The 24,301-nt window shown below is 71.3% G+C and carries 25 protein-coding genes; 5 read left to right on the top strand and 20 right to left on the bottom strand.

What is annotated here, in order from left to right; genetic code table 11:
- Positions 1-159: 159 nt before the first annotated feature.
- On the bottom strand, positions 160-1,212 hold the full coding sequence (locus NHL51_RS06785) for an aldo/keto reductase (RefSeq protein WP_434142652.1): 1,053 nt from the start codon (positions 1,210-1,212) through the stop codon (positions 160-162).
- A 98-nt stretch (positions 1,213-1,310) separates the two neighbouring features.
- Between NHL51_RS06785 and NHL51_RS06780 the strand changes: the two genes are divergently transcribed.
- Both NHL51_RS06780 and NHL51_RS06775 read left to right on the top strand, forming a co-directional pair.
- On the top strand, positions 1,311-2,066 hold the full coding sequence (locus NHL51_RS06780; RefSeq protein ID WP_434142651.1) for an AzlC family ABC transporter permease: 756 nt from the start codon (positions 1,311-1,313) through the stop codon (positions 2,064-2,066).
- A complete protein-coding gene (locus NHL51_RS06775; protein WP_434142650.1) occupies positions 2,059-2,385 on the top strand; it encodes a branched-chain amino acid transporter permease in 327 nt (108 codons plus the stop codon). The genes NHL51_RS06780 and NHL51_RS06775 overlap by 8 nt, the downstream gene beginning before the upstream one ends.
- A 116-nt stretch (positions 2,386-2,501) precedes the next feature.
- Here NHL51_RS06775 and NHL51_RS06770 read toward each other — a convergent pair whose 3' ends face one another.
- The 8 genes from NHL51_RS06770 to NHL51_RS06735 all read right to left on the bottom strand — a co-directional run bounded on the left by NHL51_RS06770 (position 2,502) and on the right by NHL51_RS06735 (position 8,845).
- Positions 2,502-2,645 (bottom strand): MetS family NSS transporter small subunit, encoded by a 144-nt coding sequence (locus NHL51_RS06770; protein ID WP_434142648.1) that lies wholly within the window; start codon positions 2,643-2,645, stop codon positions 2,502-2,504.
- Positions 2,642-4,240, bottom strand: coding sequence for a sodium-dependent transporter (locus NHL51_RS06765; protein ID WP_434142647.1), 1,599 nt, complete (start codon positions 4,238-4,240; stop codon positions 2,642-2,644). The genes NHL51_RS06770 and NHL51_RS06765 overlap by 4 nt, the downstream gene beginning before the upstream one ends.
- 111 nt (positions 4,241-4,351) lie before the next feature.
- Complete coding sequence (locus NHL51_RS06760) at positions 4,352-5,242, bottom strand: SseB family protein (RefSeq protein WP_434142646.1); 891 nt, start codon at positions 5,240-5,242, stop codon at positions 4,352-4,354.
- A gap of 4 nt (positions 5,243-5,246) precedes the next feature.
- Positions 5,247-5,996: a bifunctional 1-(5-phosphoribosyl)-5-((5-phosphoribosylamino)methylideneamino)imidazole-4-carboxamide isomerase/phosphoribosylanthranilate isomerase PriA gene (gene priA / locus NHL51_RS06755; protein ID WP_434142645.1), complete on the bottom strand. Its 750-nt coding sequence runs from the start codon at positions 5,994-5,996 to the stop codon at positions 5,247-5,249.
- Complete coding sequence (hisH, locus tag NHL51_RS06750; protein WP_434142644.1) at positions 5,993-6,664, bottom strand: imidazole glycerol phosphate synthase subunit HisH; 672 nt, start codon at positions 6,662-6,664, stop codon at positions 5,993-5,995. The genes priA and hisH overlap by 4 nt, the downstream gene beginning before the upstream one ends.
- Entirely contained in the window at positions 6,661-7,269 is a 609-nt protein-coding gene (hisB, locus tag NHL51_RS06745; RefSeq protein WP_434142642.1) for an imidazoleglycerol-phosphate dehydratase HisB, read from the bottom strand. Before hisB ends, hisH begins: the two co-directional genes overlap by 4 nt.
- 82 nt (positions 7,270-7,351) lie before the next feature.
- Complete coding sequence (locus NHL51_RS06740; RefSeq protein ID WP_434142641.1) at positions 7,352-8,434, bottom strand: histidinol-phosphate transaminase; 1,083 nt, start codon at positions 8,432-8,434, stop codon at positions 7,352-7,354.
- An 18-nt stretch (positions 8,435-8,452) separates the two neighbouring features.
- Positions 8,453-8,845, bottom strand: coding sequence for a hypothetical protein (locus NHL51_RS06735; RefSeq protein WP_434142640.1), 393 nt, complete (start codon positions 8,843-8,845; stop codon positions 8,453-8,455).
- 259 nt (positions 8,846-9,104) lie between these two features.
- On the opposite strand from NHL51_RS06735, the gene lexA reads away from it, so the two are divergent.
- Positions 9,105-9,770, top strand: coding sequence for a transcriptional repressor LexA (lexA, locus tag NHL51_RS06730; protein ID WP_434142639.1), 666 nt, complete (start codon positions 9,105-9,107; stop codon positions 9,768-9,770).
- Between the two features lie 91 nt (positions 9,771-9,861).
- On the opposite strand, the gene NHL51_RS06725 is transcribed toward lexA, so the two are convergent.
- Genes NHL51_RS06725 through hemE form a run of 6 tightly spaced genes read right to left on the bottom strand, consistent with a single transcriptional unit; the run spans position 9,862 to position 16,518 of the window.
- Positions 9,862-11,199, bottom strand: a complete 1,338-nt coding sequence (locus NHL51_RS06725) for a glutamate-1-semialdehyde 2,1-aminomutase (RefSeq protein WP_434142638.1) — start codon at positions 11,197-11,199, stop codon at positions 9,862-9,864.
- Positions 11,196-12,173, bottom strand: a complete 978-nt coding sequence (hemB, locus tag NHL51_RS06720; protein ID WP_434142636.1) for a porphobilinogen synthase — start codon at positions 12,171-12,173, stop codon at positions 11,196-11,198. Before hemB ends, NHL51_RS06725 begins: the two co-directional genes overlap by 4 nt.
- Entirely contained in the window at positions 12,170-12,985 is an 816-nt protein-coding gene (locus tag NHL51_RS06715; protein WP_434142635.1) for a uroporphyrinogen-III synthase, read from the bottom strand. The genes hemB and NHL51_RS06715 overlap by 4 nt, the downstream gene beginning before the upstream one ends.
- Positions 12,982-13,998 carry a hydroxymethylbilane synthase gene (gene hemC, locus NHL51_RS06710; protein ID WP_434142634.1) on the bottom strand — a complete coding sequence of 339 codons (1,017 nt, stop codon included), beginning with the start codon at positions 13,996-13,998 and terminating at the stop codon, positions 12,982-12,984. Before hemC ends, NHL51_RS06715 begins: the two co-directional genes overlap by 4 nt.
- Positions 13,995-15,410, bottom strand: coding sequence for a protoporphyrinogen/coproporphyrinogen oxidase (locus tag NHL51_RS06705; protein ID WP_434142633.1), 1,416 nt, complete (start codon positions 15,408-15,410; stop codon positions 13,995-13,997). Before NHL51_RS06705 ends, hemC begins: the two co-directional genes overlap by 4 nt.
- Positions 15,400-16,518: a uroporphyrinogen decarboxylase gene (hemE, locus tag NHL51_RS06700; protein ID WP_434142632.1), complete on the bottom strand. Its 1,119-nt coding sequence runs from the start codon at positions 16,516-16,518 to the stop codon at positions 15,400-15,402. The genes NHL51_RS06705 and hemE overlap by 11 nt, the downstream gene beginning before the upstream one ends.
- Positions 16,519-16,633: 115 nt before the next feature.
- Between hemE and NHL51_RS06695 the strand changes: the two genes are divergently transcribed.
- On the top strand, positions 16,634-17,851 hold the full coding sequence (locus NHL51_RS06695; protein ID WP_434142631.1) for a glutamyl-tRNA reductase: 1,218 nt from the start codon (positions 16,634-16,636) through the stop codon (positions 17,849-17,851).
- A gap of 8 nt (positions 17,852-17,859) precedes the next feature.
- On the opposite strand, the gene efeB is transcribed toward NHL51_RS06695, so the two are convergent.
- The 5 genes from efeB to NHL51_RS06670 all read right to left on the bottom strand — a co-directional run bounded on the left by efeB (position 17,860) and on the right by NHL51_RS06670 (position 23,376).
- Complete coding sequence (gene efeB, locus NHL51_RS06690) at positions 17,860-19,212, bottom strand: iron uptake transporter deferrochelatase/peroxidase subunit (RefSeq protein ID WP_434142629.1); 1,353 nt, start codon at positions 19,210-19,212, stop codon at positions 17,860-17,862.
- Positions 19,209-20,423, bottom strand: coding sequence for an iron uptake system protein EfeO (gene efeO / locus NHL51_RS06685; RefSeq protein ID WP_434142628.1), 1,215 nt, complete (start codon positions 20,421-20,423; stop codon positions 19,209-19,211). The genes efeB and efeO overlap by 4 nt, the downstream gene beginning before the upstream one ends.
- Positions 20,420-21,364, bottom strand: a complete 945-nt coding sequence (gene efeU, locus NHL51_RS06680; RefSeq protein WP_434142627.1) for an iron uptake transporter permease EfeU — start codon at positions 21,362-21,364, stop codon at positions 20,420-20,422. Before efeU ends, efeO begins: the two co-directional genes overlap by 4 nt.
- Before the next feature lie 121 nt (positions 21,365-21,485).
- Complete coding sequence (gene hemQ, locus NHL51_RS06675; protein WP_434142626.1) at positions 21,486-22,220, bottom strand: hydrogen peroxide-dependent heme synthase; 735 nt, start codon at positions 22,218-22,220, stop codon at positions 21,486-21,488.
- 58 nt (positions 22,221-22,278) lie between these two features.
- The gene (locus NHL51_RS06670) at positions 22,279-23,376 is read right to left on the bottom strand and encodes a ferrochelatase (RefSeq protein WP_434142625.1); all 1,098 of its coding nucleotides are present in this window, start codon (positions 23,374-23,376) and stop codon (positions 22,279-22,281) included.
- Between the two features lie 135 nt (positions 23,377-23,511).
- On the opposite strand from NHL51_RS06670, the gene NHL51_RS06665 reads away from it, so the two are divergent.
- Positions 23,512-24,300 carry a FadR/GntR family transcriptional regulator gene (locus NHL51_RS06665; protein ID WP_434142624.1) on the top strand — a complete coding sequence of 263 codons (789 nt, stop codon included), beginning with the start codon at positions 23,512-23,514 and terminating at the stop codon, positions 24,298-24,300.
- Position 24,301: the final 1 nt, after the last annotated feature.

Raw genomic sequence — 24,301 nt, 5'->3', positions numbered from 1 at the left:
AATCGGCACACGCGGCGCGCGAAGCGATGCTTCGCCCCGAGCGCCGAAGTGCCGGCGAGAAGTACACCGGGTCGGCGATCTGACGTTTCTCCCCGCACGGCGACGGCCGGCGACCCCCTCGATCGGAGGGGCCGCCGGCCGTTCTCGTTTCGCGGTCGCTCAGGCCTGCGCGTCGCGCGGCAGCAGCCGGATCGGGCCGCCCTCGCGCGGCTCGCGCCACAGGTCGACTCCCCCGTCGACGAGCAGCTCGTCGATGGCGGTGAGCTCGGCGTCGTCGAACGAGCGGTTCTCGAGCGCCCGCCAGTTCTCGTCGAGCTGGCCGACGCGACTCGCACCGATCACGAGGCTCGTGACGCGATCGTCGCGCAGCGCCCACACGAGCGCCATCTGGGCCAGGCTCTGCCCGCGTGCCGCAGCGATGTCGGCGAGGCCGCGCAGACGGACGCGCAGATCATCGGTCAGCGCGTCCGAGGTGAAGGTGCCGTCGGAAGCGCCGCGCGACCCCTCGGGCACGGCATCGATGTACTTGTTCGTGAGCAGTCCCTGCGCGAGCGCCGTGAAGCCGATCACGCCGAAGCCCTCGGCCGCGGCGGCATCGAGCAGGCCCTCGGTCTCGATCCAGCGGTTGAGCATGCTGTACGAGGGCTGATGGATGGTGACCGGGGTGCCGAGGTCGCGCATCAGCGCGCACAGCTCGCGGCTCGCGGCCGCCGAGTACGACGACATGCCGATGTAGTGGGCGCGACCCGAGCGAACGATGTGATCGAGCGCTCGTGCGGTCTCGTCGAGCGGGGTGCGCGGATCGGGTCGGTGCGTGTAGAAGATGTCGACGTTGTCGAGGCCGAGCCGCTTCAGCGACGCGTCGGCGCTTGCGATGAGGTGCTTGCGGCTGCCGCCCGCACCGTGCGGGCCGGGCCACATGTCCCAGCCTGCCTTCGTCGAGACGACGAGCTCGTCGCGGTGCGCGGCGAGATCCTCGCGCAGGATGCGCCCGAAATTGCTTTCGGCCTGGCCATAGGGCGGGCCGTAGTTGTTCGCGAGGTCGAAGTGGAAGATGCCGCGCTCGTAGGCGCCGAGCACGGTCTCGCGCTGAGACTCGTGCGAGCGGTCGTCGCCGAAGTTCTGCCAGAGGCCCAGCGAGAGCATCGGCAGATGCAGGCCGCTGCGGCCGACGCGACGGAGTGGAGTACGGTCATCATCATTGAGGCTCATGATCCCCGATCCTAGCGGCCCGGGTGCCGCCCGGCCCGGGCGACACGGCCGCCGCGGCGCGCCCTCGGGGCCCCGTGCACCGTGCGAGAATGGCGGGTATGCCTGCACACTCCGACGCCCCGCGAGACGGGCGTCTCGCGCAGATCTCGGCCGGGTTCGGGGACTCCCTGGGCGTCGGCATCGGCATCTTCCCGCTCGGTGTGGCGCTCGGCGTGCTCGTCGTGCAGGCGGGGCTGCCGTGGTGGCTCGCCCCGGCCCTGTCGATCGGCATCTTCGCGGGCTCCGTCGAGCTGCTGCTCGTCAGCCTGCTCGCCGCCGCCACACCGCTCCTCACGATCGCCGCGACGGTCTTCGCCGTCAACTTCCGGCACGTCTTCTATGCGCTCTCGTTCCCGATCGCACGGGTGCGGCCCGGATTGCCCCGTGCCTATTCGACGTATGCGCTGATCGACGAGGCGTACGCGACCTACGTGCTCATGCCGCCCGAGCGGCTCGGCTCGACCCGTATCGTGACCGGTCAGCTCGTGATGCAGGCGTACTGGGTCGCCGGCGGCCTCGTCGGCGTGGCCATCGCGGGCGCCCTTCCGGCGCCGATCGAGGGCTTCGAGTTCGCGCTCGTCGCGCTGTTCGTCGTCATGACCCTCGACGCGGTGCGCAGCCGGCGCGAGATCCCGTCGGTGCTGCTCGCAGGCCTCGCGGTCGGCATCGCCGTGCTCGCCGCCCCCGGTCAGGCGCTGCTCGTCGCGCTCGTCGTCTTCACCGCGCTGCTCGCCGTGCGCTACGCGCTGGGGCGTCGCGGCCGTCGGCCGGCTTCGGAAGCCCCCGGCGGGCCAGCAGGAGGCCCCGATGCCTGAGCACGTGTATCTCATCGCGGCGGTCGCGATATCGGGGATCATCACGCTCGCGCTGCGGGCGCTCCCGTTCGCGGTGCTGAAGCCGCTGCGCAAGTCGCGGTTCGTGCAGGCGCTCGGCCGCTGGATGCCGGCGGGCATCCTGCTGATCCTCTCGGTCGTCGTGCTGCGCGACCAGATGCTCGCGCAGCACGATCGGGTCTGGGCGGTCGTCGTCGCCACCGCCGTCACCGTGGCCGTGCATCTGCTCTGCAAGCGCCGTGCGCTGCTCAGCATCGCCGCCGGCACTGCGAGCTACATCGCGCTCATCAACCTGCTGTAGGCGGGTGTGCGCCCGGCATCGGCGGACGGCCCGAAACGCGCACTGGCGGGAACGACAGCGGTGCCCCGCTCCGGAAGGGAACGGGGCACCGCTGTTCTGGGACGCCTCGGGGCCTGTTAGCCTGCGTCGCCGTCGAGGTCGCCGCCTTCGGGGTAGACATCGATTTCGGCTCGGCGGCCGAGATAGATGCCGCTGGCGATGAGGCCGCCCCACACGATGATCGCCGCGAGGACGAGGAATACGATCGCGATCGGAGTCATCGCGCACCTCCCTGGTGGTCAGATTTCGCTGCTGCAGCGCTGAACGACTTGCCCTTCGCGTCGAGCGCCGGCCACGGCGTGAAGGCGTCGGGGTCGCTCTTCCACGGCAGCGCCGTCAGCACGATGGAGCCGACGATCATGAGGAACACGGAGCCCCAGCCCACGATGAGCAGGTAGATCGGATCGTAGCCCTCGTAGGGGTTCTGGATGAGACTCACGATGGTCACGATCAGCATGTAGCCGAGCACGACCGGGCCGAGCACCGAGACGAAGAACATCCAGGTGCGGCCGACCTTGAAGGTCGACAGCGAGCTGAGGTGGCCGCTGAGCTCGCCGCCCGCGCGGCGCACCCAGAGCACGATGACGGTCATGGCGACCGCGGAGCCCACGATGCCGATGTTGTTCGCCCAGTTGTCGATGGTGTCGAGCGCGATCAGGCCGGAGGTCGTACCGAACAGGATGATCGAGATGATCGCGAGGATGCCGCCGAGGCCGTAAGCGGCCTTCTTGCGGCTGATGCCGAACTTATCGATGACGCCGGCGAAGACGACCTCGAGGATCGAGATCAGCGAAGTGAGCGCGGCGAGGGTCAACGAGCCGAAGAACAGGAGGCCGAAGAACGGGCCGCCCGGCATCTCGGCCGCGATCGCCGGGAAGGTCATGAACGCCAGACCGACGCCCGTGAGGCCTTCGAGCTGGTCGATCGCGATGCCCTGCTGGTAGGCGAAGAAGCCGAGGGTCGCGAACACGCCGATGCCGGCGAGGATCTCGAACGAGGAGTTCGCGAAGGCGACCACGAGGCCCGGGGTCGTCATGTTCGACTTGCGCTTGCGGTACGACGCGTAGGTCATCATGATGCCGAACGCGACCGACAGCGAGAAGAAGATCTGGCTGTACGCGGCCACCCACACGGCCGGGTCGGCGAGCGCGGCGAAGTCGGGGGTGAACAGCGCGTTCAGGCCATCGGCGGCGCCGGGCAGGAAGAGGGCGCGCACGACGAGGGCGACGAAGCCGATGACGAGCAGCGGCATCGCGATCAGGTTGATGCGCTGCACGCCCTTGACCACGCCGGCGCCGAGCACGAAGAGGGTGATGATCCACATGAGGATCAGCGGGATCAGCACGCCCGGCACGAACTCCATCGTGAAGGGCGCATCCGAAAGCTTGAGGTATTCGCCGACGAAGAAGCCGGTCGCGTCGTCGCCCCACTTCAGATCGAACGAGAAGACGAAGTAGCTGGCGGCCCATGCGAGCACCGCGGTGTAGTAGATCGCGATGAAGACGCAGATCAGCACTTGGAACCAGCCGAGGCCCTCGCCGAGCTTGCCCGCGAGGCGGCGCATCGCGAGCGGGGCCGAACCGCGGAAGCGGTGGCCGATCGCGTAGTCGAGGAAGAGGATCGGGATGCCCGCGGTGAGCAGTGCGACGATGTACGGGATCAGGAAGGCCCCGCCGCCGTTCTCGTACGCGACTCCGGGGAATCTCCAAATATTTCCGAGGCCGACTGCGGATCCGATCGCCGAGATGATGAATCCGATTTGGCCTGTCCACTCAGCACGCGGTGGCGCACTCTGAACAACAGTGTTCTGGCTCACGCTGTTTCGCTCCTATCGCAAAATTCGTACTCGGAAGAGCGTAGCACCGTGCAGCAAATTCCCAGCACTCATCCTTGACTTTGTACGGATCAGCTGAAAATGATACGAGATCTACTGGGCGTTCGATGGACGCACGCGCATGGAATCGACATGCTCCGCAATCGTCTCCGATGCGGCCCAGCGCTGCTGCAGCCGCACGAGGAGTGCCTGCATGCCAGCGCCGTCCGTGCCCGGCGCGAGCAGCAGATGCACATCGACCTCTGCCTGCAGCAACCGCGCCTCGGGGTCGCCCGGGAGCAGCGCGAGCGCGTCGAGCCCGGGGTCGCTCGATACCGAGACGAACGCCGCCCGCACCGCGGGGTCGGCCCAGGCCGGGAGCCTCCGCTCGCCGAGCGCCATCGCGCGCAGGGAGGGCCGGCGCACCCCGAACTCCTGATCGGCGGAGCCCGGATCGACGATGACGAGGTCGGTCTCCTCCTGCGCCGCGGCGACCGCGAGCTGCGGAGCGGGCACCGGGATCGGCCGGGCCTCCGGGTTCCAGCGGCGCATGGCATCGGTGGAGCTGAACGCCGGCATCACCGTGCGCCCGTCGGGGCCCGCGACGGTGACGATGGAGAGCTCCTGCGATTTCTCGACGACGCGCCCCTCGGGAGTGATGCCGGTGTCCCCGGCCTCGGCGAGCAGCGGCACCAGCAGCCTGACCTTCGAGATCTCCTGCAGCGCGGTCGCGTGCGCCTCGCCGAGCGCGTGCAGAGCGCCGGCCTGCTCCCCCGGCCCGGCCTGCACGAAAGCCTGCGCGGTCCGGCGCAGGGCCGCGACGGCTTCGGCGTACGCTGCGGGCGTCGAGCCGTCATCGTCGGCAAAGGCCGAACCATGATGGTCGAACGTGCGCCCTTCCCAGGGGAAGCCCGCCGAATCCGCCGAACCGCCCGGGACGAGGCTCGTCGGAACTCCGGTCGAGCGCGGGGCGTCGCCGGTGGAGGGGAGCTTCTTGATCGCCAAGGCGCTAGCGCCCCGCGACGTCCAGCGCGGCCGGGAGGGAGAAGGCGCCGTCGTAGAGCGCCTTGCCGATGATCGCGCCTTCGATGCCGAGCGGAACGACCTCTCGCAGCGCTGCCAGGTCATCGAGGCTCGAGATGCCGCCGGAGGCGATGACCGGGCGCGACGTGCGGCTGCACACCTGGCGCAGCAGCTCGACGTTCGGGCCGCGCATCATGCCGTCCTTCGTGACGTCGGTGACGACGTAGCGCGGGCACGCGGCTTCTTCGAGCCGTGCGAGCACGTCCCAGAGGTTGCCGCCGTCCTCGGTCCATCCGCGGGCGGCGAGGGTCTCGCCGCGAACGTCGAGTCCGACCGCGATCTGCTCGCCGTAGCGGGCGATCACCGCATGCGTCCATTCGGGGTTCTCGAGAGCGGCCGTACCGAGGTTCACGCGCCGCGCCCCCATTTCGAGCGCGGCTTCGAGGCTCGCGTCGTCGCGGATGCCGCCCGAGAATTCGATGTTCACCCGGCCGCCCGTGCGCTTGATGATCTTGCGTGCGACGGCCACGTTGCTCCCACGGCCGAACGCCGCGTCGAGGTCGACGAGGTGGATCCACTCGGCGCCCTGCTCGACCCAGTCGAGAGCGGCGTCGACGGGGCTGCCGTAGTTCTTCTCGGTGCCGGCCTCGCCCTGCGTGAGGCGAACGGCCTTGCCGTCGACCATATCGATGGCCGGCAGCAGCTGCAGCTTCGGGCCTTCGGCCAGTTCAGTCATGATGTGTGTTCGCTCCTTAGCGAGTCGCGTCGATTCGGAAATCCCGAGATCCAGTTGCGCAGCAGCCGGATACCGGCTTCGCCTGATTTCTCGGGGTGGAACTGGGTGGCGGTGAGGGGGCCGTTCTCGACGGCGGCGATGAACTTCTCGCCGTGCTCGGCCCAGGTGACGAGCGGCCGCACGGACGCGCCGCGGCCCTCGATCGTCCACTCCGTCGCCGCATTGCTGTGCACGAAGTAGAAGCGCTCGTCGGCGATGCCGTCGAAGAGCCGCGACCCCGCAGGGGCCTGCACCGTGCTCCAGCCCATGTGGGGCAGCACTTCGGCGCGGAGTTCGCGCACGGTTCCGGGCCACTGGCCGAGGCCGTCCGATTCGCGCCCGCGCTCGATACCGCGCTCGAACATCACCTGCTCCCCGACGCAGATCCCGAGCACCGGCCGCCCGCCGGCGAGCCGCCGGTCGATGAGCTCGTCGCCGCGCACCTCGCGGAGCTGCCGGATCACGGCGTCGAAGGCGCCGACGCCGGGAACGAGCAGCCCGTCCGCCTCGGCGACGGCCTTCGGGTCGCGTGTGAGGAGCGGCTCGGCACCGGCCTTCGCGAGGGCCTTCAGCACCGAGTGGACGTTGCCCGAACCGTAATCGAGCACGGCGACGCGTGCTCCGGTCACAGAGCGCCCTTCGTGGAGGGAATGCCGCTCTCGAGGGGGTCGACGGACTTCGCAGTGCGGAACGCGCGCGCGAACGCCTTGAACTCCGCCTCGGCGATGTGGTGCGGGTCGCGCCCCTCGACGAGCTTCAGGTGTACCGTGAGACGCGCGTTCAGCACGAGGGCCTCGAAGAAGTGGCGCACCATCGAACCGGTGAAGTGGCCGCCGATGAGGTGGAATTCGAAGCCCGCGGGCTCGCCCGAGTGCACGAGGTACGGCCGGCCCGAGATATCGACGACGGCCTGCGCGAGCGACTCGTCGAGCGGCACCGCCGCATCGCCGTACCGCATGATGCCGCGCTTGTCGCCGAGCGCCTCGAGGATCGCCTGGCCGAGCAGGATGCCCGTGTCCTCGACGGTGTGATGGACGTCGATATGCACGTCTCCCTGCGCGCGCACCGCGAGGTCGGTGCGCGAATGCTTGGCGAACGCCGTCAGCATGTGGTCGAAGAACGGGACGCCGGTGTCGATATCCGAGACTCCGGTGCCGTCGAGATCGATGCTGAGGGAGATCTGCGACTCGCTGGTCGAGCGCTCGATCGAGACGGTGCGTGCAGCTGATGTCATGGGCAACAGTCTAGTGCGACGGGGCGCGACGATGCCTCGGAGCGGCAGCGCGGGACCCGGATCGAAACGCCGGAGGGCTGCACTACCGTTCGAGCCGCGAGATCGCGTCGATCAGCGCGCTCGTCTCGGTCTCGGTGCCGACCGTGAGCCGCAGGTGCCCGTCGATGCCGAGGTTGCGGATCAGGATGCCTTGGGAGAACAGCGTCTCGAACACCGCGTCGGGGTCGTCGAAGCCGCCCACGAGGAGGAAGTTCGCGCCCGACGGGTGCACGCGGTAGCCGAACTCGGTGAGGGCCGCGGCGAGGCGTTCGCGCTGCTCGCGGATGTCGGCGACCGTGGCGAGCATCTCGCCCGAATGGCGGATCGCCGCGGTGGCGGCCGCCTGCGTCAGGGCCGAGAGGTGGTAGGGCAGACGCACGAGGCGCAGCGCGTCGATCACCGCAGGATCCGCGGCGAGGTAGCCGAGCCGCACCCCAGCGAACGCGAACGCCTTGCTCATGGTGCGCGACACCAGCAGTCGGTGACGCCCCGGCAGCAGCGTGATGGCGCTCTCGCCGCGGTCGTCGAACTCGCGGTACGCCTCGTCGACGATGAGCATGCCGTCGAAGGCGTCGTAGGCGGCGCGCACGGTGTCGATATCGAGGCGGGTTCCGGTCGGGTTGTTCGGGCCGCAGATGATCGCGATGTCGGGCCGTTGCTCGCGCAGAGTCTCGGCCACGAACTCGGGCGTCAGCGCATACCCCTCGGGGCGCTCGATCGGCACCCAGGCGGTGTCGGTGCCCGACGCGAGCAGGGGGTACATGGAATAGGTCGGGGTGAAGCTCAGCAGCGACCGGCCCGGGCCGCCGAAGGCCTGGAGGATCTGCTGCAGCACCTCGTTCGAGCCGTTCGCGGCCCAGAGCTGCTCCGAGGCCAGCCCGTGACCGAGGTACCCGGCGAGCGCATCGCGGAGTTCGGTGAACTCGCGGTCGGGGTAGCGGTTCACCGAGCGGACCGCTCGAGCGAGCGATTCGGCGATGTCGGCGACCACGGCCTCCGGCAGCGGATGGGTGTTCTCATTGACGTTCAGGCTGATCGGCACCGGATCCTGGGGGGCGCCGTACGGCGCCTTGCCGACGAGCGTGCTGCGGAGCGGGAGGTCACTGAGACTGGTCACCCTCACCATTCTAGGGTCGACCCGCGCTCACTCCGCCGAGTCCACGGGGAAGCCGAGCTCGGCGCCGGAGACGACCGAGGCGGAGTGCGCGTAGCGCAGCGGCACGGCGATCGCCTCGCCGGCCTGGACGCCGGACCCCTGGAGCTGGTTGAGCTGCACGATCTCGGCGACGAGATCGCGCGGATCCTGCGTCGGGTCGAGTTCGGTCGCGAGCGACCAGAGGGTTGCGCCCGGCTGCACCACGACGTACTGGAACTCCGCATCGCCGGCGGCGTTCGACGCCTGCGCCTCGGGGGCCGCGAATGCCGCGACGAAGGCCAGCAGCGCCGCCACCAGCACCGTCGCGAACGAACCGAACACGACCCGGCCGCGCCGGGTCAGGCGGAGCTTGGGGGCCTCGTGCGAGATCACTGCGCTCATGTCTGGGTTCCTTCCTGGTGCATCCGCCTACGCGAACATCTGTTTCGAATATATCTTCGAACGATCGAAAACGCAACGATTCTTCGAATACGTGTTCCGATCGCCTTTCGCGACACTCGAACATATGTTTGCCAGTGATCGAGCGGGGCCGCTAGGGTTTCGAAGCAACGGGATCACTGAAACAGCACCCACTGACATTCACGGTCCCGCCGCCAGTCCCGTCGATCGGCGCAGGCATTCCCGCAACGGAAGGATCGCGATGAGCACCTCGGATACGCCGCCGCAGGGTCGCAGGCTGAGCGAGAAGCAGCAGGCGATCCTGGAGTACATCTGCCGCACCGTCGAGTCCCAGGGCTACCCGCCGAGCATGCGCGAGATCGGCGACGCCGTCGGCCTCTCGTCGCTGTCGAGCGTGACCCATCAGTTGAGCCGCCTCGAGCTCGCGGGGTATATCCGCCGCGACCCGAACCGGCCCCGCGCGCTCGAGATCCTCATCGAACTCGCGAGCACGAGCTCGGCCATCGCCGATGCGCCGTCGCAGCAGGCGGAGGAGGCGGCGTACGTGCCCCTCGTCGGTCAGATCGCCGCCGGTGTGCCGATCACCGCCGAGCAGCAGGTCGAAGAGCTCGTACCGCTGCCCCGGTCGCTCGTCGGCGACGGGCAGCTGTTCATGCTGAAGGTGGTCGGCGATTCCATGATCGACGCCGCGATCTGCGACGGCGACTTCGTGGTCGTCCGGCAGCAGCGCGAGGCCGAGAACGGCGACATCGTCGCGGCGATGCTCGACGGCGAGGCGACGGTGAAGGTGTTCCGCCGCCGGGACGGCCATACCTGGCTGCTCCCCCGCAATAGCGCGTTCGAGCCGATCCTCGGCGACTACGCCGAGGTGCTCGGCAAGGTCGTCGCGGTATTCCGCTCGGTCTGATCGCTCCTCGGCCCCTGCACGGCGCGTCGGGCGATGTCTCCGGCCGCGCGACCCGGGGCCTCGCCCGACGGGAAGGCCGGGGTCGGTGACCCTACTCCCCGCCCTCCGGCTGCGCTTCCGCAGCGGCGCGGGCCGCGGGCGCGAGCGCGTCGAGGATGCGCCCGATCGCCGCGTCGTCGTGCGCAGCGGTCGCGAACCACGCCTCGAACGCGCTCGGCGGCAGATTCACGCCGCGGTCGAGCATGGCGTGGAAGAAGGCCGGATAGCGCCACGCCTCCTGAGACCGCATCTGGGCGTAGTCGCGTGGGGCGCTCGGGAAGTCGCCGAACACCGGCGCGAGCAGCGTGCCCGCGCGCTGCACCCGGTGCGGCACTCCGGCCGCATCGAGCGCGCTCGCCAGACCCGCGGCGATCGCGTCCGCGGCACGGCCGAGACGCGCGTAGGCGTCGTCGTCGGCGAGGCGCAGCGTCGCGAGGCCCGCCGCGACGGCCACCGGGTTGCCCGACAGCGTGCCGGCCTGGTAGACGGGCCCGAGGGGCGCGAGCAGATCCATGAGCTCGGCCCGACCGCCGAGGGCCGCGAGCGGGAGGCCGCCGCCGACCACCTTGCCGAAGGTGAACAGGTCGGGCGCGATCCCTGGCGCCACCGTCGCCGATTCGATGCCCCAGTACCCCGATGGGCCCGAGCGGAAACCGGTGAGCACCTCGTCGAGGATGACGAGCGCGCCGTGCGCGTGCGCGAGGCGGATCATGGCCTCGGTGAAGCCGGGGGCGGGCGGCACGATACCCATGTTCGCCGCCGCGGCCTCCGAGATCACCGCGGCGATGCGGTCGCCGTGCTCGGCGAAGGCGGCCTCGAGCACGGCGACGTCGTTGTAGGGCAGCACCAGCGTCTGCGCGGCCGTCTGGGCAGTCACGCCCGCGGAGCCCGGCAGCGCGAGCGTCGCGAGCCCCGACCCGGCTTCCGCCAGCAGCCCGTCCGAGTGCCCGTGGTAGTGCCCGGCGAATTTGATGATCAGGGGCCTGCCCGTCGCGCCGCGGGCGAGGCGGATCGCCGTCATCGTGGCCTCGGTGCCGGTCGAGACGAGGCGCACCCGCTCCACTTCGGGAACGCGTCGCACGATCTCCTCGGCGAGTTCGGCCTCCTCGGGGGCCGATGCGCCGAAGCCGAGCCCGCGCGCCGCCGCGCGCTGCACCGCGGCCACCACATCGGGGTGGGCGTGCCCGAGGAGTGCCGGCCCCCACGACGCGACCAGGTCGACGTACTCGTTGCCGTCTGCATCGACGACCAGCGGCCCGGCCCCCGAGACGAGGAAGCGCGGAGTGCCGCCGACGGAGCCGAAGGCGCGTACGGGCGAGTTCACGCCGCCCGGGATGACCCGCGCGGCCCGCTCGGCGAATCGGGCGCTCGACGCGACGTCCCGGCTCATCGCAGCCACCCCGCGAGTTCGACGGCGAAGTAGCTGAGGACGGCGTCGGCCCCCGCGCGTTTGATGCTCAGCACCGATTCCTCGATCGCGCGGCGACGATCGAGCCAGCCGTTCGCGGCGGCCGCTTCGATCATCGCGGCCTCCCCCGACACCTGGTAGGCCCAGACGGGCACCGGGCTCTCGGCGGCGACCTCCGCGAGCACGTCGAGGTACGACATCGCGGGCTTCACCATCACGAAATCCGCGCCCTCGTCGAGATCGAGGCGCGCTTCGCGCAGACCCTCGCGCCGATTCGCCGGATCCTGCTGGTAGCCGCGGCGGTCGCCGACGAGCTGGGATTCGACGGCATCGCGGAACGGCCCGTAGAACGCCGAGGCGTACTTCGCGGAGTACGCGAGCAGGGCCGTCTCCTCGTGGCCCGCGCCGTCGAGCGCCTCGCGCACCGCGGCGACCTGGCCGTCCATCATGCCCGAGAGCCCGAGCACCGCGGAGCCCGCGTCGGCCTGCGCGACGGCGATCGAGCGGTAGCGTTCGAGCGTGGCGTCGTTGTCGACTCCGCCGTCGGGGTCGAGCACGCCGCAGTGCCCGTGGTCGGTGAACTCGTCGAGGCACAGGTCGGTCTGCACGACGAGCGCGTCGCCGACCTCGGCCGTCACGGCGCGGGCGGCCGCGTTGAGGATGCCCTGGGGGTCATCGGCGGCTCGACCGAGGGCGTCCCGCTTCTCGGGGATGCCGAAGAGCATGATGCCGCCGATACCGGCCTCGGCCGCTTCCGTTGCGGCCCGGCGCAGCGAATCGAGCGTGTGCTGCGAGGTGCCGGGCATCGACGGGATCTCGCGCGGGCTCGCGATGCCCTCGCGCACGAACGCCGGCAGGATCAGCTCGGCGGGGTGCAGGCGGGTCTCGGCCACGAGCCTGCGCAGGGCGGGGGTGCGCCGCATGCGTCTCGGCCTGATGGTGGGTGCGTGGGTCATGGTGCGGTGTTCCTGTTCGCGGTGGTGGGTTCGGCGGAGGGGTGCGGTGCGCCCGGGCCCGTGATGCGCGCGGCGAGCAGCTGCTCCGCGGCGTCGAGCATGGCGGCGATGGTGTGGTGCGCGGCGACGACGTCGGGGGCGATGCCCGACCGCTGCAGGGCGCGTGCGGTCGGCTCCCCCATCGCGACGACGAACGAGGCCGGGGGCAGGGGCGCGAATCGGCGCGCGATCTCCCGGGCGACGGAGGCGCTGCTCGCGAGCAGGATCTCCGGGCTGCCCGCCGCGACGGCATGGGCGGCGACCGGGTCGTCGGCGGTCGGCAGGGTGCGGTAGGCGTCGACGCGGTCGACGTCGTGGCCGGCGTCGCGCAGCGCGGTCTCGAGCTCGGTGCCGGCGATCTCGGAGAGCGGCAGCAGCAGCTTCGCCGGGACAGGGATCGCCGAGCGGAGAAGCTCCGCGAGCCCGGCGGCGGAGAACTCCTCCGCCGGGACGAGCGCCGCGGTGAGGCCGTGGCGACGGAGCTCTGCGGCCGTGGCCGGCCCGACGGCTGCGATGGGGCGGTCGTCGGCCGCCTGCGCGCCCGCCCGCGCGAGGGCCTCGGCGCCGCGCGGGCTCGTGACGACGACCCAGTCGTAGCCTCCGCGGTTCCAGGCGGCGACGGCGTCTTCGAACGGGATGGGGTCGAGGGGCGGCGCCGTCTCGATGAGCGGCACCACGTACGGCCATCCGCCGCGCTGCCGTATCGCTGCCGACCAGCGTTCGCCGGCCTCGCCGCCGCGCGGCACCAGGACCCCCCTGCCGGCGAGCGTCATCTCGCGCCTCCGAGCGGGGCGAGGGCCGCGGCACCGCGCTGCAGCAGCTCGGCCGCGACCGATCGGCCGAGCTCGGCAGGAGCCTGCGCGTCTGTGGGCGACCACGGGGCCTGCGCCGAGGCCGTCAGCGACGACGCGCCGTCGAGGCGGTACACCGCGGCGCTGAGGGTCAGCGCGCCCGCGTCGACCTTCGCGGTCGCGCCGACAGGGGCCGCGCAGCCTGCCTCGAGCGCGGCGAGCATGGTGCGCTCGGCGATGGCGGTCGCGCGCGACTCGGCGTCGTCGAGGGCGGAGAGCGCGCGGGCGATCGCGGGCGCGCCCGCGTCCTCATCCCGCACCTCGACGGCGAGCGCGCCCTGGCCGGCGGCGGTGGGCGCCTCGTCGAGCGGGAAGCGCTCGGAGATCGCGTCGGACCGGTCGATGCGATCGAGACCCGCTGCCGCCAGGATGACCGCGTCGAGGTCGACGCCGACGCGCCCGAGCCGGGTGTCGACGTTGCCGCGCAGATCGAGCACTGCGAGGTCGGGGCGTCGCGCGAGCACCTGGGCCGCGCGCCGCGGCGATCCCGTGCCGACCCGCGCTCCCGGGGGCAGCGCGGCGAGCGTGCCGCCCGGCCCGGCGCAGAGCGCGTCGCGCGCATCGGCGCGCGACGGGATCGCGCCGAGCGCGATGCCGGGGCACGGGCCCGTCGGCAGATCCTTGAGCGAGTGCACCGCGAAGTCGCAGGCCCCGGCGAGCAGCGCGTCGCGGAGCGCGCTCACGAACACCCCGGTGCCGCCGAGCTGCGCGAGCGGGGCGCGCGAGATGTCGCCCTTCGTCGTGATGATGACGAGGGCGACGTCGAGGCCGGTGGCCGCGGCGATGGTGCGGGCGACCGTCGTCGTCTGCGATACGGCGAGACGGCTGCCCCGCGTACCGACGCGGAGGAGCCCCGGTGCGGCGGGCAGCGGGCCGTCGGAGCGGAAGACGAGCCCGGCGCCCTCGTTGACGGCGTCCGGTGCGGTGGAGGTCATCGGATCGGCTCCTTCCGGCGGCGGGTCGCCGCCTCATCTGCGAGGCCGCGGGTCGCGGCGCGTGAGTGGGCGATGGTCGCGGCGAGACCGGTCCCGGCGACCCAGTCGCCGACGAGCACGACGCCCGCGGGGGGCTCGGGCGCGTCGGCCGGCGCGGGCGAGGCCATGATCCAGCGGCGCCGCGCCCACGCGACGACGCGGTCTCGAGCGATCGGCGTGCCGAGGATGCGGCCCGCGTCGCGGGCGGCGAGGTCGATCAGCTGCTCGTCGTCAAGGCCGAGCGTGCACGGGGGCTCGCCGGCGCGGCCGTACGACAGCCGCACGGCATGCCGGCCCGCCGGAAGGCCTGCCCCGCGGTCGGGCCACTTCGCGGTGACGTGCGTCAGCGCCTTGGCACGGGTGCCTCCCGCCGCTGCGCCGTCGCCGGCCGGTGCGACGAGCGCCCCGGTGCCGCGCGGGGCGCCGTCGAGCGCGGGGGCGTCGACGAGCAGCATCACGATCTCGACCGTGGAGCCGGCGGGCGCACCGGCTCCGGGCAGTGCGAGCAGGCGGCGCGCCACGGATTCGGGGGCCGCCATCACGACGGAGTCGTAGCCGCGCGGAGCGATCTCTGCGATGCCGGACGCGGCGGGGCCGGTCGCGGTGATACGCCAGTCGTCGCCCTGATGCGCGACCCCCGAGACGGTCGTACCGAGATGCAGCTCGGCGCCGAGCCCGCGCAGATCGGCCTCGAGCGCGTCGACGAGCGGGCCCATGCCGCCCGGAAGCGCGCCGACGGCGCTGCCCGCCGCCCGCGAACGGTCGCGCAGCGCGCGCGATGCCCGGAGTAGGGATCGGCCGCCGGAGTGCGCCTCGGCGAGGCCCGGCACCGCCGACACGGGCAGCTGCTCGGGCGGGGTCGAGTAGACGCCGAGGGCGATGGGGCGCACCAGGCGGTCGAGCACGCGGCGGCCGGCCCGCAGACGCACGAGCTCGGCGACGCTCCGCGCCCGGCCGCCGATGCGCCGCGGCAGCACCGGCTCGCACGCGGCCCGCAGAGCGCCGACCACACCGAGAGCCCGTACGCTCTCGCGCGAGAGCGGCGCCGCGGGCAGGCCGAGCGCGCCGGCCTCGGGGAACCTCACGGCGCGCGATCCCTGCACGCTCCAGCTGCCGAGGGGCGCCGGGGCGACGATCGCATCGGCGAGTCCCAGCTCCCCGATCAGCTCGGCTACGACTCCCCCGCGGGTCGCGAAGGCCTCGGCGCCGATGTCGAAGCGCCGCCCGTCGAGCCGGGCCCGAGCGATCTTCCCGCCCGGGCGCGGCTCGGATTCGAACACGTCGACCGCGGCGCCGCACCTCGCGAGCTCGCGGGCCGCGACGAGTCCGGCGACGCCGCCGCCGATGACGGCGACGCGCAGGTCACCCGGCATGGGCGAGCTCGACGATGCGGGTCAGGGCGTCGGGGTCTGCCGTCGGCGGCACGCCGTGCCCGAGATTCAGCACGTGACCGGGTGCTCGGCGGCCGCGCCGCAGCACGTCGCGCACATGCGCTTCGAGCACCGCGGCCGGGGCGTCGAGGGTCGCCGGGTCGATATTGCCCTGCAGGGGCACGGCGTCGCCGAGCCGCGCGCTCGCATCGTCGAGCGGGGTGCGCCAATCGACGCCGAGGGCCACGTCGCCCGGCTCGCCGCCGACGCGCGCGAGCTCTTCGAGCAGGTGGCCCGAGCCGACGGCGAAGTGCACGATCGGCACGGTACCGGCGACGGGTGCCAGCGCCGTGCGCGACGCGGGAGCCACGCGCTCGCGGTAGTCGGCGGCGCTGAGCGACCCGGCCCACGAGTCGAAGAGCTGCACCGCGCTCGCGCCCGCGTCGACCTGGGCGCGCAGGAACGCGCCGCTGAGCTCCGCGGTCCACTCGAGCAGCGCGCGCCAGGTCTCGGGGTCGGCGTGCATGAGCGAGCGCGCTCGCAGATGGTCGCGCGAGGGGCCGCCCTCCACGAGGTAGGCGGCGAGGGTGAACGGTGCTCCTGCGAAGCCGAGCAGCGGAGTCGCGCCGAGTTCGGCGACCGCGAGCGAGACCGCCCGGGCGATCGGCGCCAGGGACTGCCGGAGTCGTTCGGCCGGGTGCTCGGCCCGCATGCGCGCGACGTCGGCGGCGGTGCGCACTGGGTGCGCGAAGACCGGCCCCCGCCCGGCGACGAGCTCGACGTCGACGCCGGCGAGCAGCAGCGGCACGACGATGTCGCTGAAGAATACTGCGGCGTCGACGCCGTGCCGGCGCACCGGCTGCAGAGTGATCTCGGCGGCGAGCTCCGGAGTCAAGCAGGCCTCGAGCATCGGGGTCTGAGCGCGCAGCGCACGGTACTCGGGCAGCGAACGACCGGCCTGCCGCATAAACCATACGGGCTGCTGCTCCGGGCGCTCGCCGCGTAGGGCGCGCACGAGCGGTGCGGTCGAGGTGCGGCCGTCGCTGAGCGGGTGGCGCGCCGGGAGCGGGGCAGTGCCGTTCGGGCCGGGATTCACGGTGGGGCTATTCATCGGACGAAATAGTAACCCATAGATCTGATGAGATAGATCAGATCTATGGGGTATGTTTTCTCAGTGGCCCGAATCGGCCGACATGCCCCGGCCCGCGACTGACGAGATTTCCGATATGCTCCTGTGCTTTTCCGCTGATCACCGTACGACGCCGACCCCAGAACTCGAGAGGTTCGAGCGCCGCGGCGACGCGATCGCCGCGGCGCTGCGCGCACACGAAGCGGTGGCCGGTTCGATCGTCCTCGCGACCTGCAACCGATTCGAAGCCTATGCCGACATCCCGAGCGCGACCTCCGAAGCGGTGCTGTCGAGCATCGCCGATGCGGCAGGCCTCGAGACCGCCGCGATACGGCGCATCGCCGCCTGCAGCACCGACGAGGCCGCCGCGGAGCACCTCTTCGCCGTCGCGTGCGGGCTCGAATCGGCCGCGCTCGGCGAGGGCGAGATCGCGGGACAGGTGCGGCGCGCGCACGCGCGGGCGCACGAGCAGCAATCGGTCACCGACCTGCTCGAACGGCTGTTCCAGCGGGCGCATCGCGTTGCGCGCGACGTCAAGCACCGTACGGGACTGCAGGACGAGGGCCGCTCGCTCGTGCGCCTCGCTCTGGCGCTCGCCGAGCGGCGCATCGGCAGCTGGGAACGAGCCCGGGTGCTGCTGGTCGGCACCGGGGCGTACGCCGGCGCCACGGTCGCGGCACTGCGCGGCCGCGGGGCCGAGCGCATCGCGGTGCACTCCCCCTCGGGCCGTGCCGCCGAGTTCGCTCGCGCACGCGGGATCCGCGCCGTGCCCGAGCACGGCTTCGCGGACGCGCTCGCATCGGCCGATCTGCTGATCGCCTGCAGCAGCGTGCACGATCCGCTGCTGCACGCCCGCGACCTCGGCGACGTCGAGACTCCCCCGCCCCTCGTGCTCGACCTCGGCATGCCGCGCAATATCGACGCCGATGTCACGAGCGTCGCGGGCGTCGAGCTGCTCGACCTCGAGGCGATCGCGAAGCACGCCCCGGTACCCGAGCTGGGGGCCGCCGCCGAAGCGCGGCGCATCGTGCACGATGCCGCGATCGAGTTCAGCTCGGACCGAGCCGAGCGCGAGGCACTGCCCGCCCTCGTCGCTCTGCGCGGCCACGTGCTCGACGTATTGGAGGACGAGCTGTGCCGGGCCCGCGGGCCGCGCACGCCCGGCGACGCCGAAGCCTCCGCGGTCGAGCTCGCGCTGCGGCGCTTCACCGGCCGGCTGCTGCACGAGCCGAGCGAGCGCATCCGAGCACTCGGTCGCGCCGGTCGCAGCGCCGAAGCGCGGAGAGCGGCCGAGACCCTGTTCGGGCCGCAGTAGCCGGCCGATCACTCGAAGAGGGCCTGCGCGATGACCTCGCCCGAACGCACGCCGCCCGGCACGGCCCACAGGCCCGAGCCGATATGGCGGATGTACTCGTTCAGCAGGTCGGACTTCAACGAACGCTGCAGACGTACGAACGCAGCGGGGTCGCGCTGGAACGAGATGAAGAAGAGCCCGGCGCCGATCTGCCCGAGCCCGTTCGACCCGTCGACGTAGTTGTAGCCGCGGCGCAGAATGCGCACGCCGCCGTTGTTGCTCGCGTGCGCGAGCCGCACGTGCGCCGCCATATCGATGACCGGTGTGCCATCGGCGTGCGCCTCGAAGTCCGGCTCCTCGAATTCGGCATTGCCGGTGAGAGGCGCGCCGAGCATCTTGGTGCGCCCGAAGATGCGCTCCTGCTCATCGAGCGACGCCCGATCCCACGTCTCGATGGTCATGAGAATCTTGCGCGCCACGAGGTAGCTGCCGCCCCGCATCCATGCCGGAGCATCGTCGCCGACCCAGACGTGCTCGTCGAGCGCCGCCTGTTCGTCGGACATCACGTTCATCGTGCCGTCCTTGAACCCGAAGAGATTGCGCGGCGTATCCTGATCGCGCGAGGTCGAGGCCGTGCGCCCGAAGCCGAGCTGGCTCCAGGAGAGGTGCGCGCGCCCAAACGCCATACGCGCGAGGTTGCGGATCGCATGGACGGCGACCTGCGGGTCGTCGGCACAGGCCTGCACGCAGAGATCGCCGCCGCTGATGGCGTCTTCGAGCAGGTCGAATGCGAATGACGGCAGCGGCTCGAACTCCGCGGGCATGCGGTCGCGGATGCCGAAGGGATCGCCCTCGCCGTCGGCTCCGACGAAGATCGAACGGCCGAGGCCGAAGGTGAGCGTGAGGTGCCCGGCGTGCAGGCCCGCCGCCTCCCCCGTGTCCTCGGGCGGCAGCAGCCCGTTCTCCGGCTCGATTCCGCTCCCGATCGCCTCACCGCGCGTGAGCTTCTCCGCCGCGGCCGTCCAGTCGCGCAGCAGCCCGATGAGGTCGTCGCGGGTCGCCCCTTCGACCAGGGTGAAGGCCGCGAAGTGCAGACGGTCCTGGGCGGGGGTGGTGATGCCCGCCTGGTGGGCGCCGTGGAACGGCACGACGCCCGAACCGCCCCCGGCGCTCTGCGCGGCGAGGCCGGAGGCGATCGCCGCGCCGCCGGCACCGCCCAGGGCGAGCCCAGCGACGCCTGCGCCGAGCAGCCCGAGCAGACCGCGGCGCGAGGGGCGGAAGGCGCCGGCGCTCTCGGCGGGCGCGGCCGCTCCGGTCGCCTCCTCCGCAGGGCCGGTCGCGGCGGTCCTCCGACCCCCGGGCTCGACCTCCCGATCGGTCATGCCGAGTCGTTCCCGACGACGGCCGCAGTCAGCTTCGACATCGGCTCGCTCAGGGCATTCAGTTTCGCGGCGAGCCCGGAGCGGGCCTGCTCGTCGACCGTGTCGTACGCGACGAAGCCGGCATCGTACGATCCGTAGGTCTCGAGCAGGGCGAACATGTCGTCGAACGACCGGTCGATCGCGGCGACGAGCTCTTCCTCCCCGTTCGCTTCGGCGAGCGGGCGCACCGTGTCGAATGCGACGTAGGCGCCTTCGACGTTCGCGGTGAAATCCCAGAGGTCGGTATGGGCGAACTCGTTCTCCTCGCCCGGCAGCTTGCCGTCGGGGGCGGCGATCTCGTCGAGCAGCCCCTTCGCACCCTCCGAGATGTCGGCGAGGGTCAGGGAGAACTGGGGGTCCGCGACCTTCTCTTTCAACTCGGTCACGTCGGCGACGAGCCGGTCGCCGACCTCGGCGCGCTGCTCGGGGGTGAGCGGCGTCAGGTCGGGGTCGCCCGCGTAGTCGCCGTTCGCGACCGCGGCATCGTGCCAGAGGTCCATCTCGATACGGTGGAAGCCCGTGAACGGCAGCCCTTCTTCGTCGGCGCCGGGCTTGCGGTAGTCGATCTTCGGGTCGAGGTCGCCGAACTGCTCGGCAGTCGGTTCGATGCGCTCGTAGCTGATGCGGGCGACCGGGAAGAGCTCCTTCGCGGTAGCGTCGTCGCCGGCCTGGTAGGCGTCGACGAAGGCCTGCACCTGCGGCACGAGCTCCTCCGACTGCCCCTTGACGTAGGCGACGTACTGCGCCACGACGGCATCGACCTCGGGCGAGGTCTCGAGCGCGTCGCCGGTCACCGTGAAGCCGGCGGTGCCGACGCCGGCGCCGATCATGCCGGGCTTGCAGCTCGTGAAGTAGTCGCCCGGGCCGAGCTGCACCGTGAGGTCGCGGCTGGCCCCCGGAGCGATATTCTCGACCTCGCCGACGATGGTGAGCCCGTTCTCGCCGAGCACGTAGAACTCCGTGACTTTCGCGCCGTCGTTCGTCACGGAGAAGGTGATGGTGCCGCTCGACGCTTCCGCGGTCTCGGGCGCGCACGAGTCGTCTGCGGCCGAGACCGCGATGCTCTGCGACTCCGTGGCGGTCGCGTTCGGCACGCAGCCGGTGAGCAGCAGCGCACCGGCTGCCGTGATGCAGAGTGCGCTTGCGGCGGCGCGGGGGGTTCGACGGGTCACGGGTGTCCTTTCGCAGGGGCGGGAGCGCCAGGGATCGCCGGTGCGGCCGAGGCCTTCGTCCGGCGGCGGGATGCGCGGCTCTCCTGCGCGTACGAGCGTCGCAGGAAGAGGGTCAGGGTCGGCACGATGTACGCGGCCCATACGATCAGTTCGAGTTTCGTCATCTCGGGCGAGAACCCGATCGCACCCTTCAGCAGCGCGCCGAGCGCTCCGTCGGGGGCGATGATGTGCGGGATGCGGAACGCCCACGCCGCCTCGCCGAACCACGACGCGAGCGCGGGGCCCGCGGTCGCGGGCGCTTCGGCGAAGGGACCGGGGAGGAAGGCGGCCTCCTGCAGGTCGTGGACGCCGTACGCGAGCACGCCTGCCGCGAAGACGATCAGCAGCACGCCCGTCCATCGGAAGAAACGGGTGAGGTCGATGCGCAGCATGCCGCGGAAGAGGGCCCAGCCGAGGAGAACGGCGACGACGATGCCCGAGACCGCGCTCAGGAAGCCGATGAGCGGCGAGACGTCGCTCGCCCGGGTCGTCGCCCAGATGAAGAGCGCGGTCTCGATGCCCTCTCGCCCGACCGAGATGAAGCCGATTGCGGCCACGCCCCAGCCGCTGCCGAGAAGGGCCCGGTCGACGCTGTCGCGCAGCTCGCGGCTCAGCCCGCCGGCCGCGCGCAGCATCCAGAACACCATCCAGGTGACCATCGCGACGGCGGCGATCGAGAGGATTCCGCCGATCGCCTCCTGCGCCCGGAACGAGAGCCCGTAGGCGCCGTAAGTCAGTACGGCCCCGGTGACGAGCGACAGCAGCACCGCCGCCGCGACGCCGATCCAGATCTTGCGCGCCGCATCCGGACGGTTGATCCGCGTGGTGTATGCGAGCAGCACGCTCACGACCAGCGCTGCCTCGAGACCCTCGCGCACACCGATCATGAGGGTTCCGATCATGCTGCCGACCAGCCTCTCCGATTCATATGATGACAGTAAGGCTTGCCTTACAAGAAGAAGTTATCACATATCATCAGATGTTCCGCCGCGCTCCCGCGATCCGAACGGAGCGGGCGCAGGATCAGCCCACGACGCGCGCGAGCAGCTCTTCGGGCGAGCACCGCGGCCCGGTGAAGAACGGCGTCTCCTCGATCACGTGGCGCCGCGCATCGACCGCGCGCAGCTCGCGCATGAGATCGACGATGCGGATGAGATCGTCCGCCTCGAACGCGAGCAGCCACTCGTAGTCGCCGAGAGCGAAGGCGGCGACCGTATTCGCCTGCACGTCGCCGAAATCGCGTGCTGCGGCGCCGTGCTCCCGCAGCATGGCGCCGCGTTCGGACTCGGGCAGCAGATACCATTCGCGCCCGCGCACGAAGGGATACACGCAGATGTAGTCCTTGGGGTCGGTGCCCACGAGGAAGGCGGGGATGTGCGACCGGTTGAACTCCCCCGCGCGATGCGCGCCGATGTTCGACCAGACCGATTCGAGGCGCCCGCAGCTCCATTCGAGCACCGTTCGATAGGCGGCCTGCAGCGCCTCGGTGGTCGGCGCGTGCCACCAGATCAGGATGTCGGCGTCGGCGCGGAATCCGGCGACGTCGTACCACCCGCGGGTCGTGAGCCCCTCGATCGCATCGAGTTCGCGCACCAGACCGCGCACGATCTCATGCCGGGCCGGCGATACGCCGATGCCGCGGTCGGGGCCCGCGATACGGAATACGGAGTACATGGTGAAGTTCACCGCCGCGTTGATCTGCTCGGCGACCTGGGGAGAGATGTCGTGCAATGCCGATGCGTGTGCGGGTTCGGTCATGTCAGTGCCTTTCTGCGGATGGAGTACAGGGTTGCGGGAGCCGGGAGCGCCGCGGCCGTCAATCGACGTCGCCCGCGATCACGGGGATGCCGGTCGCCTCGCCGTGGCGCATGCGGCAGCTGCCGGGCGGTGCCTCATCGGGCAGCGCTTCGAGCGCCCCGACGACATGCGATTCGCGCGGCTCGCCCCGCTCGCGGGCGCTGCGCTCGAGCACGAGGTCGACGAGGCCGCCGACGAAGGCCTGCCGCACCCCGACCGTCCCGGCGCGCACAGCGGCGAGGCCGAGCCCGACGGCGGTCTCCATCGCCTCGACATCGAGGTCGAACGCCACCTCCATGTGGTCCGAGATGAAGCCGATCGGCGCGATCACCACTCGCGTGGTGCCGTTCGCGGCGAGATCGGCGAGGTGGTCGTTGATGTCGGGCTCGAGCCAGGGAATCGAGGGACTGCCCGAGCGAGAGCAGTAGGCGAGCGAAGAGGTCACGCCGACTCGGTTCCGTTCGATGAGCAGCCCGTCGATCGCGCTCCGCACGTCCTCGTGCTGCTCCCGGTACCCGGGTCCGGTGACGGCCGATGCCTCCTGCATCGTGTCGGGGATGGAGTGGGTGACGTACACGATATGCGCGCCGTCGAGGCCGCCCGGAAGCCCTGAGGCGGCCTCCTCGATCGCCTCGAGATTCGCCTGGACGAAGCCGGGATCGTTGAAGAACGGCCGCACGATATCGATCTCGGGAGCATGCTCGCCGAGCTCGCGGACCGCCGCCGCGAGATGTTCGCGGTACTGTCGACTGCCCGAGTACGAGGCGTAGGCGCTGGTCACGATCGCGAGCACGCGGCGCACGCCGAACGCGTGCGCATCGCGCAGGGCGTCCACGGTGTACGGGTGCCAGTTGCGATTGCCCCAGATCACGGGCAGGCGCGAACCGCGCACATCGAGCTCGGCGCGGAGCGCGTCGACGAGCTCGAGGTTCTGCTCGTTGATGGGGCTGCGGCCGTCGAAGCGGGTGTAGTGCTCCCCGACTTCCGCGAGGCGCGCTTCGGGGATCCCCTTGCCCCGCGTCACGTTCTTGAGGAAGGGGATGACATCGTCGGGGCCGTTCGGGCCGCCGAAGGAGCAGAGGAGGAGCGCATCGTAGGGCTGGGCAAGATCCGTCATGATCTCGACGCTAGCACCGGAGTACCTGTAGATCTGATGTATAAGATCAGATCTGAGGATCGGTGCTGCTGCGGACGGCCCGCGGGTGCGCGCTCGATATAGTTATGGATGTTCTGAACCATTCAGGAGTGCACCATGACCAGCTCCACTCGCGGATCGCAGAAGGCCCGCGACACCCTCGACTTCCTGCGCGGGAGGATTTCCAGCGGCGATTGGGCCGTGGGATCGCTGATCCCGAAGGAGGTCGAGCTCATGACGCTCATCGGCGTCGGCAAGTCGACCGTGCGCGAGGCCGTGCGCTCGCTCGCCGCGTTCGGCATGCTCGAGACCGTGCCCGGCGTCGGCACGTTCGTGCGTTCGCGTACGCCGGTCAGCACGATCCTCACCGAGTTCCTCGCCGAGCACGACCTCGAAGAGGTGCTCGTCTACCGGCGCTCGCTCGAGATCGAGGCCGCCCAGCACGCCGCCGTCACCCGCACCGACGAGCAGCTGCGCGGGCTCCGCGAGGCGCTCGAGCGCTCGCTCGCGGCCGGCGATCGGACGACCGACACCTGCGACCGGAGCGTCGACCCCGACTCGTTCCACATGCGTGTCGTCGAGGCCAGCGGCAGCACGCTGTTGCACGACCTGTATCTCGGCGTGCTCTCCGTGCTGCAGCGCGCGAGCCTCGAGGGGCGCATCATCCTCGGCACGACCGTCGAGACCATGCACCGCGATCACGAGGCCGTGCTCGCCGCGATCGAGGCGAAGGATGTGCGCAGCGCGGCGCACTCCATGGCGCTGCACGTCGACCGCGACCTCGGGCTGCGCACCGACATGCTCGACTTCTCGCCTCAGACGGAGCGCGCGACCTCGCTCATCGACGCCGGGTACGCGCCGAGCGAGGACGACAGCCCGGCTCCGCACCCCGCCGCCGGCCGATAGG

Source organism: Leucobacter sp. gxy201 (genome assembly GCF_051043335.1).
Classification (GTDB): domain Bacteria; phylum Actinomycetota; class Actinomycetes; order Actinomycetales; family Microbacteriaceae; genus Leucobacter.
The sequence above is the reverse complement of the archived record's forward strand: the minus strand, read 5'-3'. Positions and strand labels throughout refer to the sequence as shown.

Excerpts from the sequence above, each read along its gene's own strand:
- NHL51_RS06785 (WP_434142652.1), bottom strand. The coding sequence starts at position 1,212 with ATGAGCCTCAATGATGATGACCGTACTCCACTCCGTCGCGTCGGCCGC.
- NHL51_RS06780 (WP_434142651.1), top strand. The coding sequence starts at position 1,311 with ATGCCTGCACACTCCGACGCCCCGCGAGACGGGCGTCTCGCGCAGATC.
- NHL51_RS06775 (WP_434142650.1), top strand. The coding sequence starts at position 2,059 with ATGCCTGAGCACGTGTATCTCATCGCGGCGGTCGCGATATCGGGGATC.
- NHL51_RS06770 (WP_434142648.1), bottom strand. The coding sequence starts at position 2,645 with ATGACTCCGATCGCGATCGTATTCCTCGTCCTCGCGGCGATCATCGTG.
- priA (WP_434142645.1), bottom strand. The coding sequence starts at position 5,996 with ATGACTGAACTGGCCGAAGGCCCGAAGCTGCAGCTGCTGCCGGCCATC.
- hisB (WP_434142642.1), bottom strand. The coding sequence starts at position 7,269 with ATGACATCAGCTGCACGCACCGTCTCGATCGAGCGCTCGACCAGCGAG.
- NHL51_RS06740 (WP_434142641.1), bottom strand. The coding sequence starts at position 8,434 with ATGGTGAGGGTGACCAGTCTCAGTGACCTCCCGCTCCGCAGCACGCTC.
- NHL51_RS06735 (WP_434142640.1), bottom strand. The coding sequence starts at position 8,845 with ATGAGCGCAGTGATCTCGCACGAGGCCCCCAAGCTCCGCCTGACCCGG.
- lexA (WP_434142639.1), top strand. The coding sequence starts at position 9,105 with ATGAGCACCTCGGATACGCCGCCGCAGGGTCGCAGGCTGAGCGAGAAG.
- NHL51_RS06725 (WP_434142638.1), bottom strand. The coding sequence starts at position 11,199 with ATGAGCCGGGACGTCGCGTCGAGCGCCCGATTCGCCGAGCGGGCCGCG.
- hemB (WP_434142636.1), bottom strand. The coding sequence starts at position 12,173 with ATGACCCACGCACCCACCATCAGGCCGAGACGCATGCGGCGCACCCCC.
- NHL51_RS06715 (WP_434142635.1), bottom strand. The coding sequence starts at position 12,985 with ATGACGCTCGCCGGCAGGGGGGTCCTGGTGCCGCGCGGCGGCGAGGCC.
- hemC (WP_434142634.1), bottom strand. The coding sequence starts at position 13,998 with ATGACCTCCACCGCACCGGACGCCGTCAACGAGGGCGCCGGGCTCGTC.
- NHL51_RS06705 (WP_434142633.1), bottom strand. The coding sequence starts at position 15,410 with ATGCCGGGTGACCTGCGCGTCGCCGTCATCGGCGGCGGCGTCGCCGGA.
- hemE (WP_434142632.1), bottom strand. The coding sequence starts at position 16,518 with ATGAATAGCCCCACCGTGAATCCCGGCCCGAACGGCACTGCCCCGCTC.
- NHL51_RS06695 (WP_434142631.1), top strand. The coding sequence starts at position 16,634 with ATGCTCCTGTGCTTTTCCGCTGATCACCGTACGACGCCGACCCCAGAA.
- efeB (WP_434142629.1), bottom strand. The coding sequence starts at position 19,212 with ATGACCGATCGGGAGGTCGAGCCCGGGGGTCGGAGGACCGCCGCGACC.
- efeU (WP_434142627.1), bottom strand. The coding sequence starts at position 21,364 with ATGATCGGAACCCTCATGATCGGTGTGCGCGAGGGTCTCGAGGCAGCG.
- hemQ (WP_434142626.1), bottom strand. The coding sequence starts at position 22,220 with ATGACCGAACCCGCACACGCATCGGCATTGCACGACATCTCTCCCCAG.
- NHL51_RS06670 (WP_434142625.1), bottom strand. The coding sequence starts at position 23,376 with ATGACGGATCTTGCCCAGCCCTACGATGCGCTCCTCCTCTGCTCCTTC.
- NHL51_RS06665 (WP_434142624.1), top strand. The coding sequence starts at position 23,512 with ATGACCAGCTCCACTCGCGGATCGCAGAAGGCCCGCGACACCCTCGAC.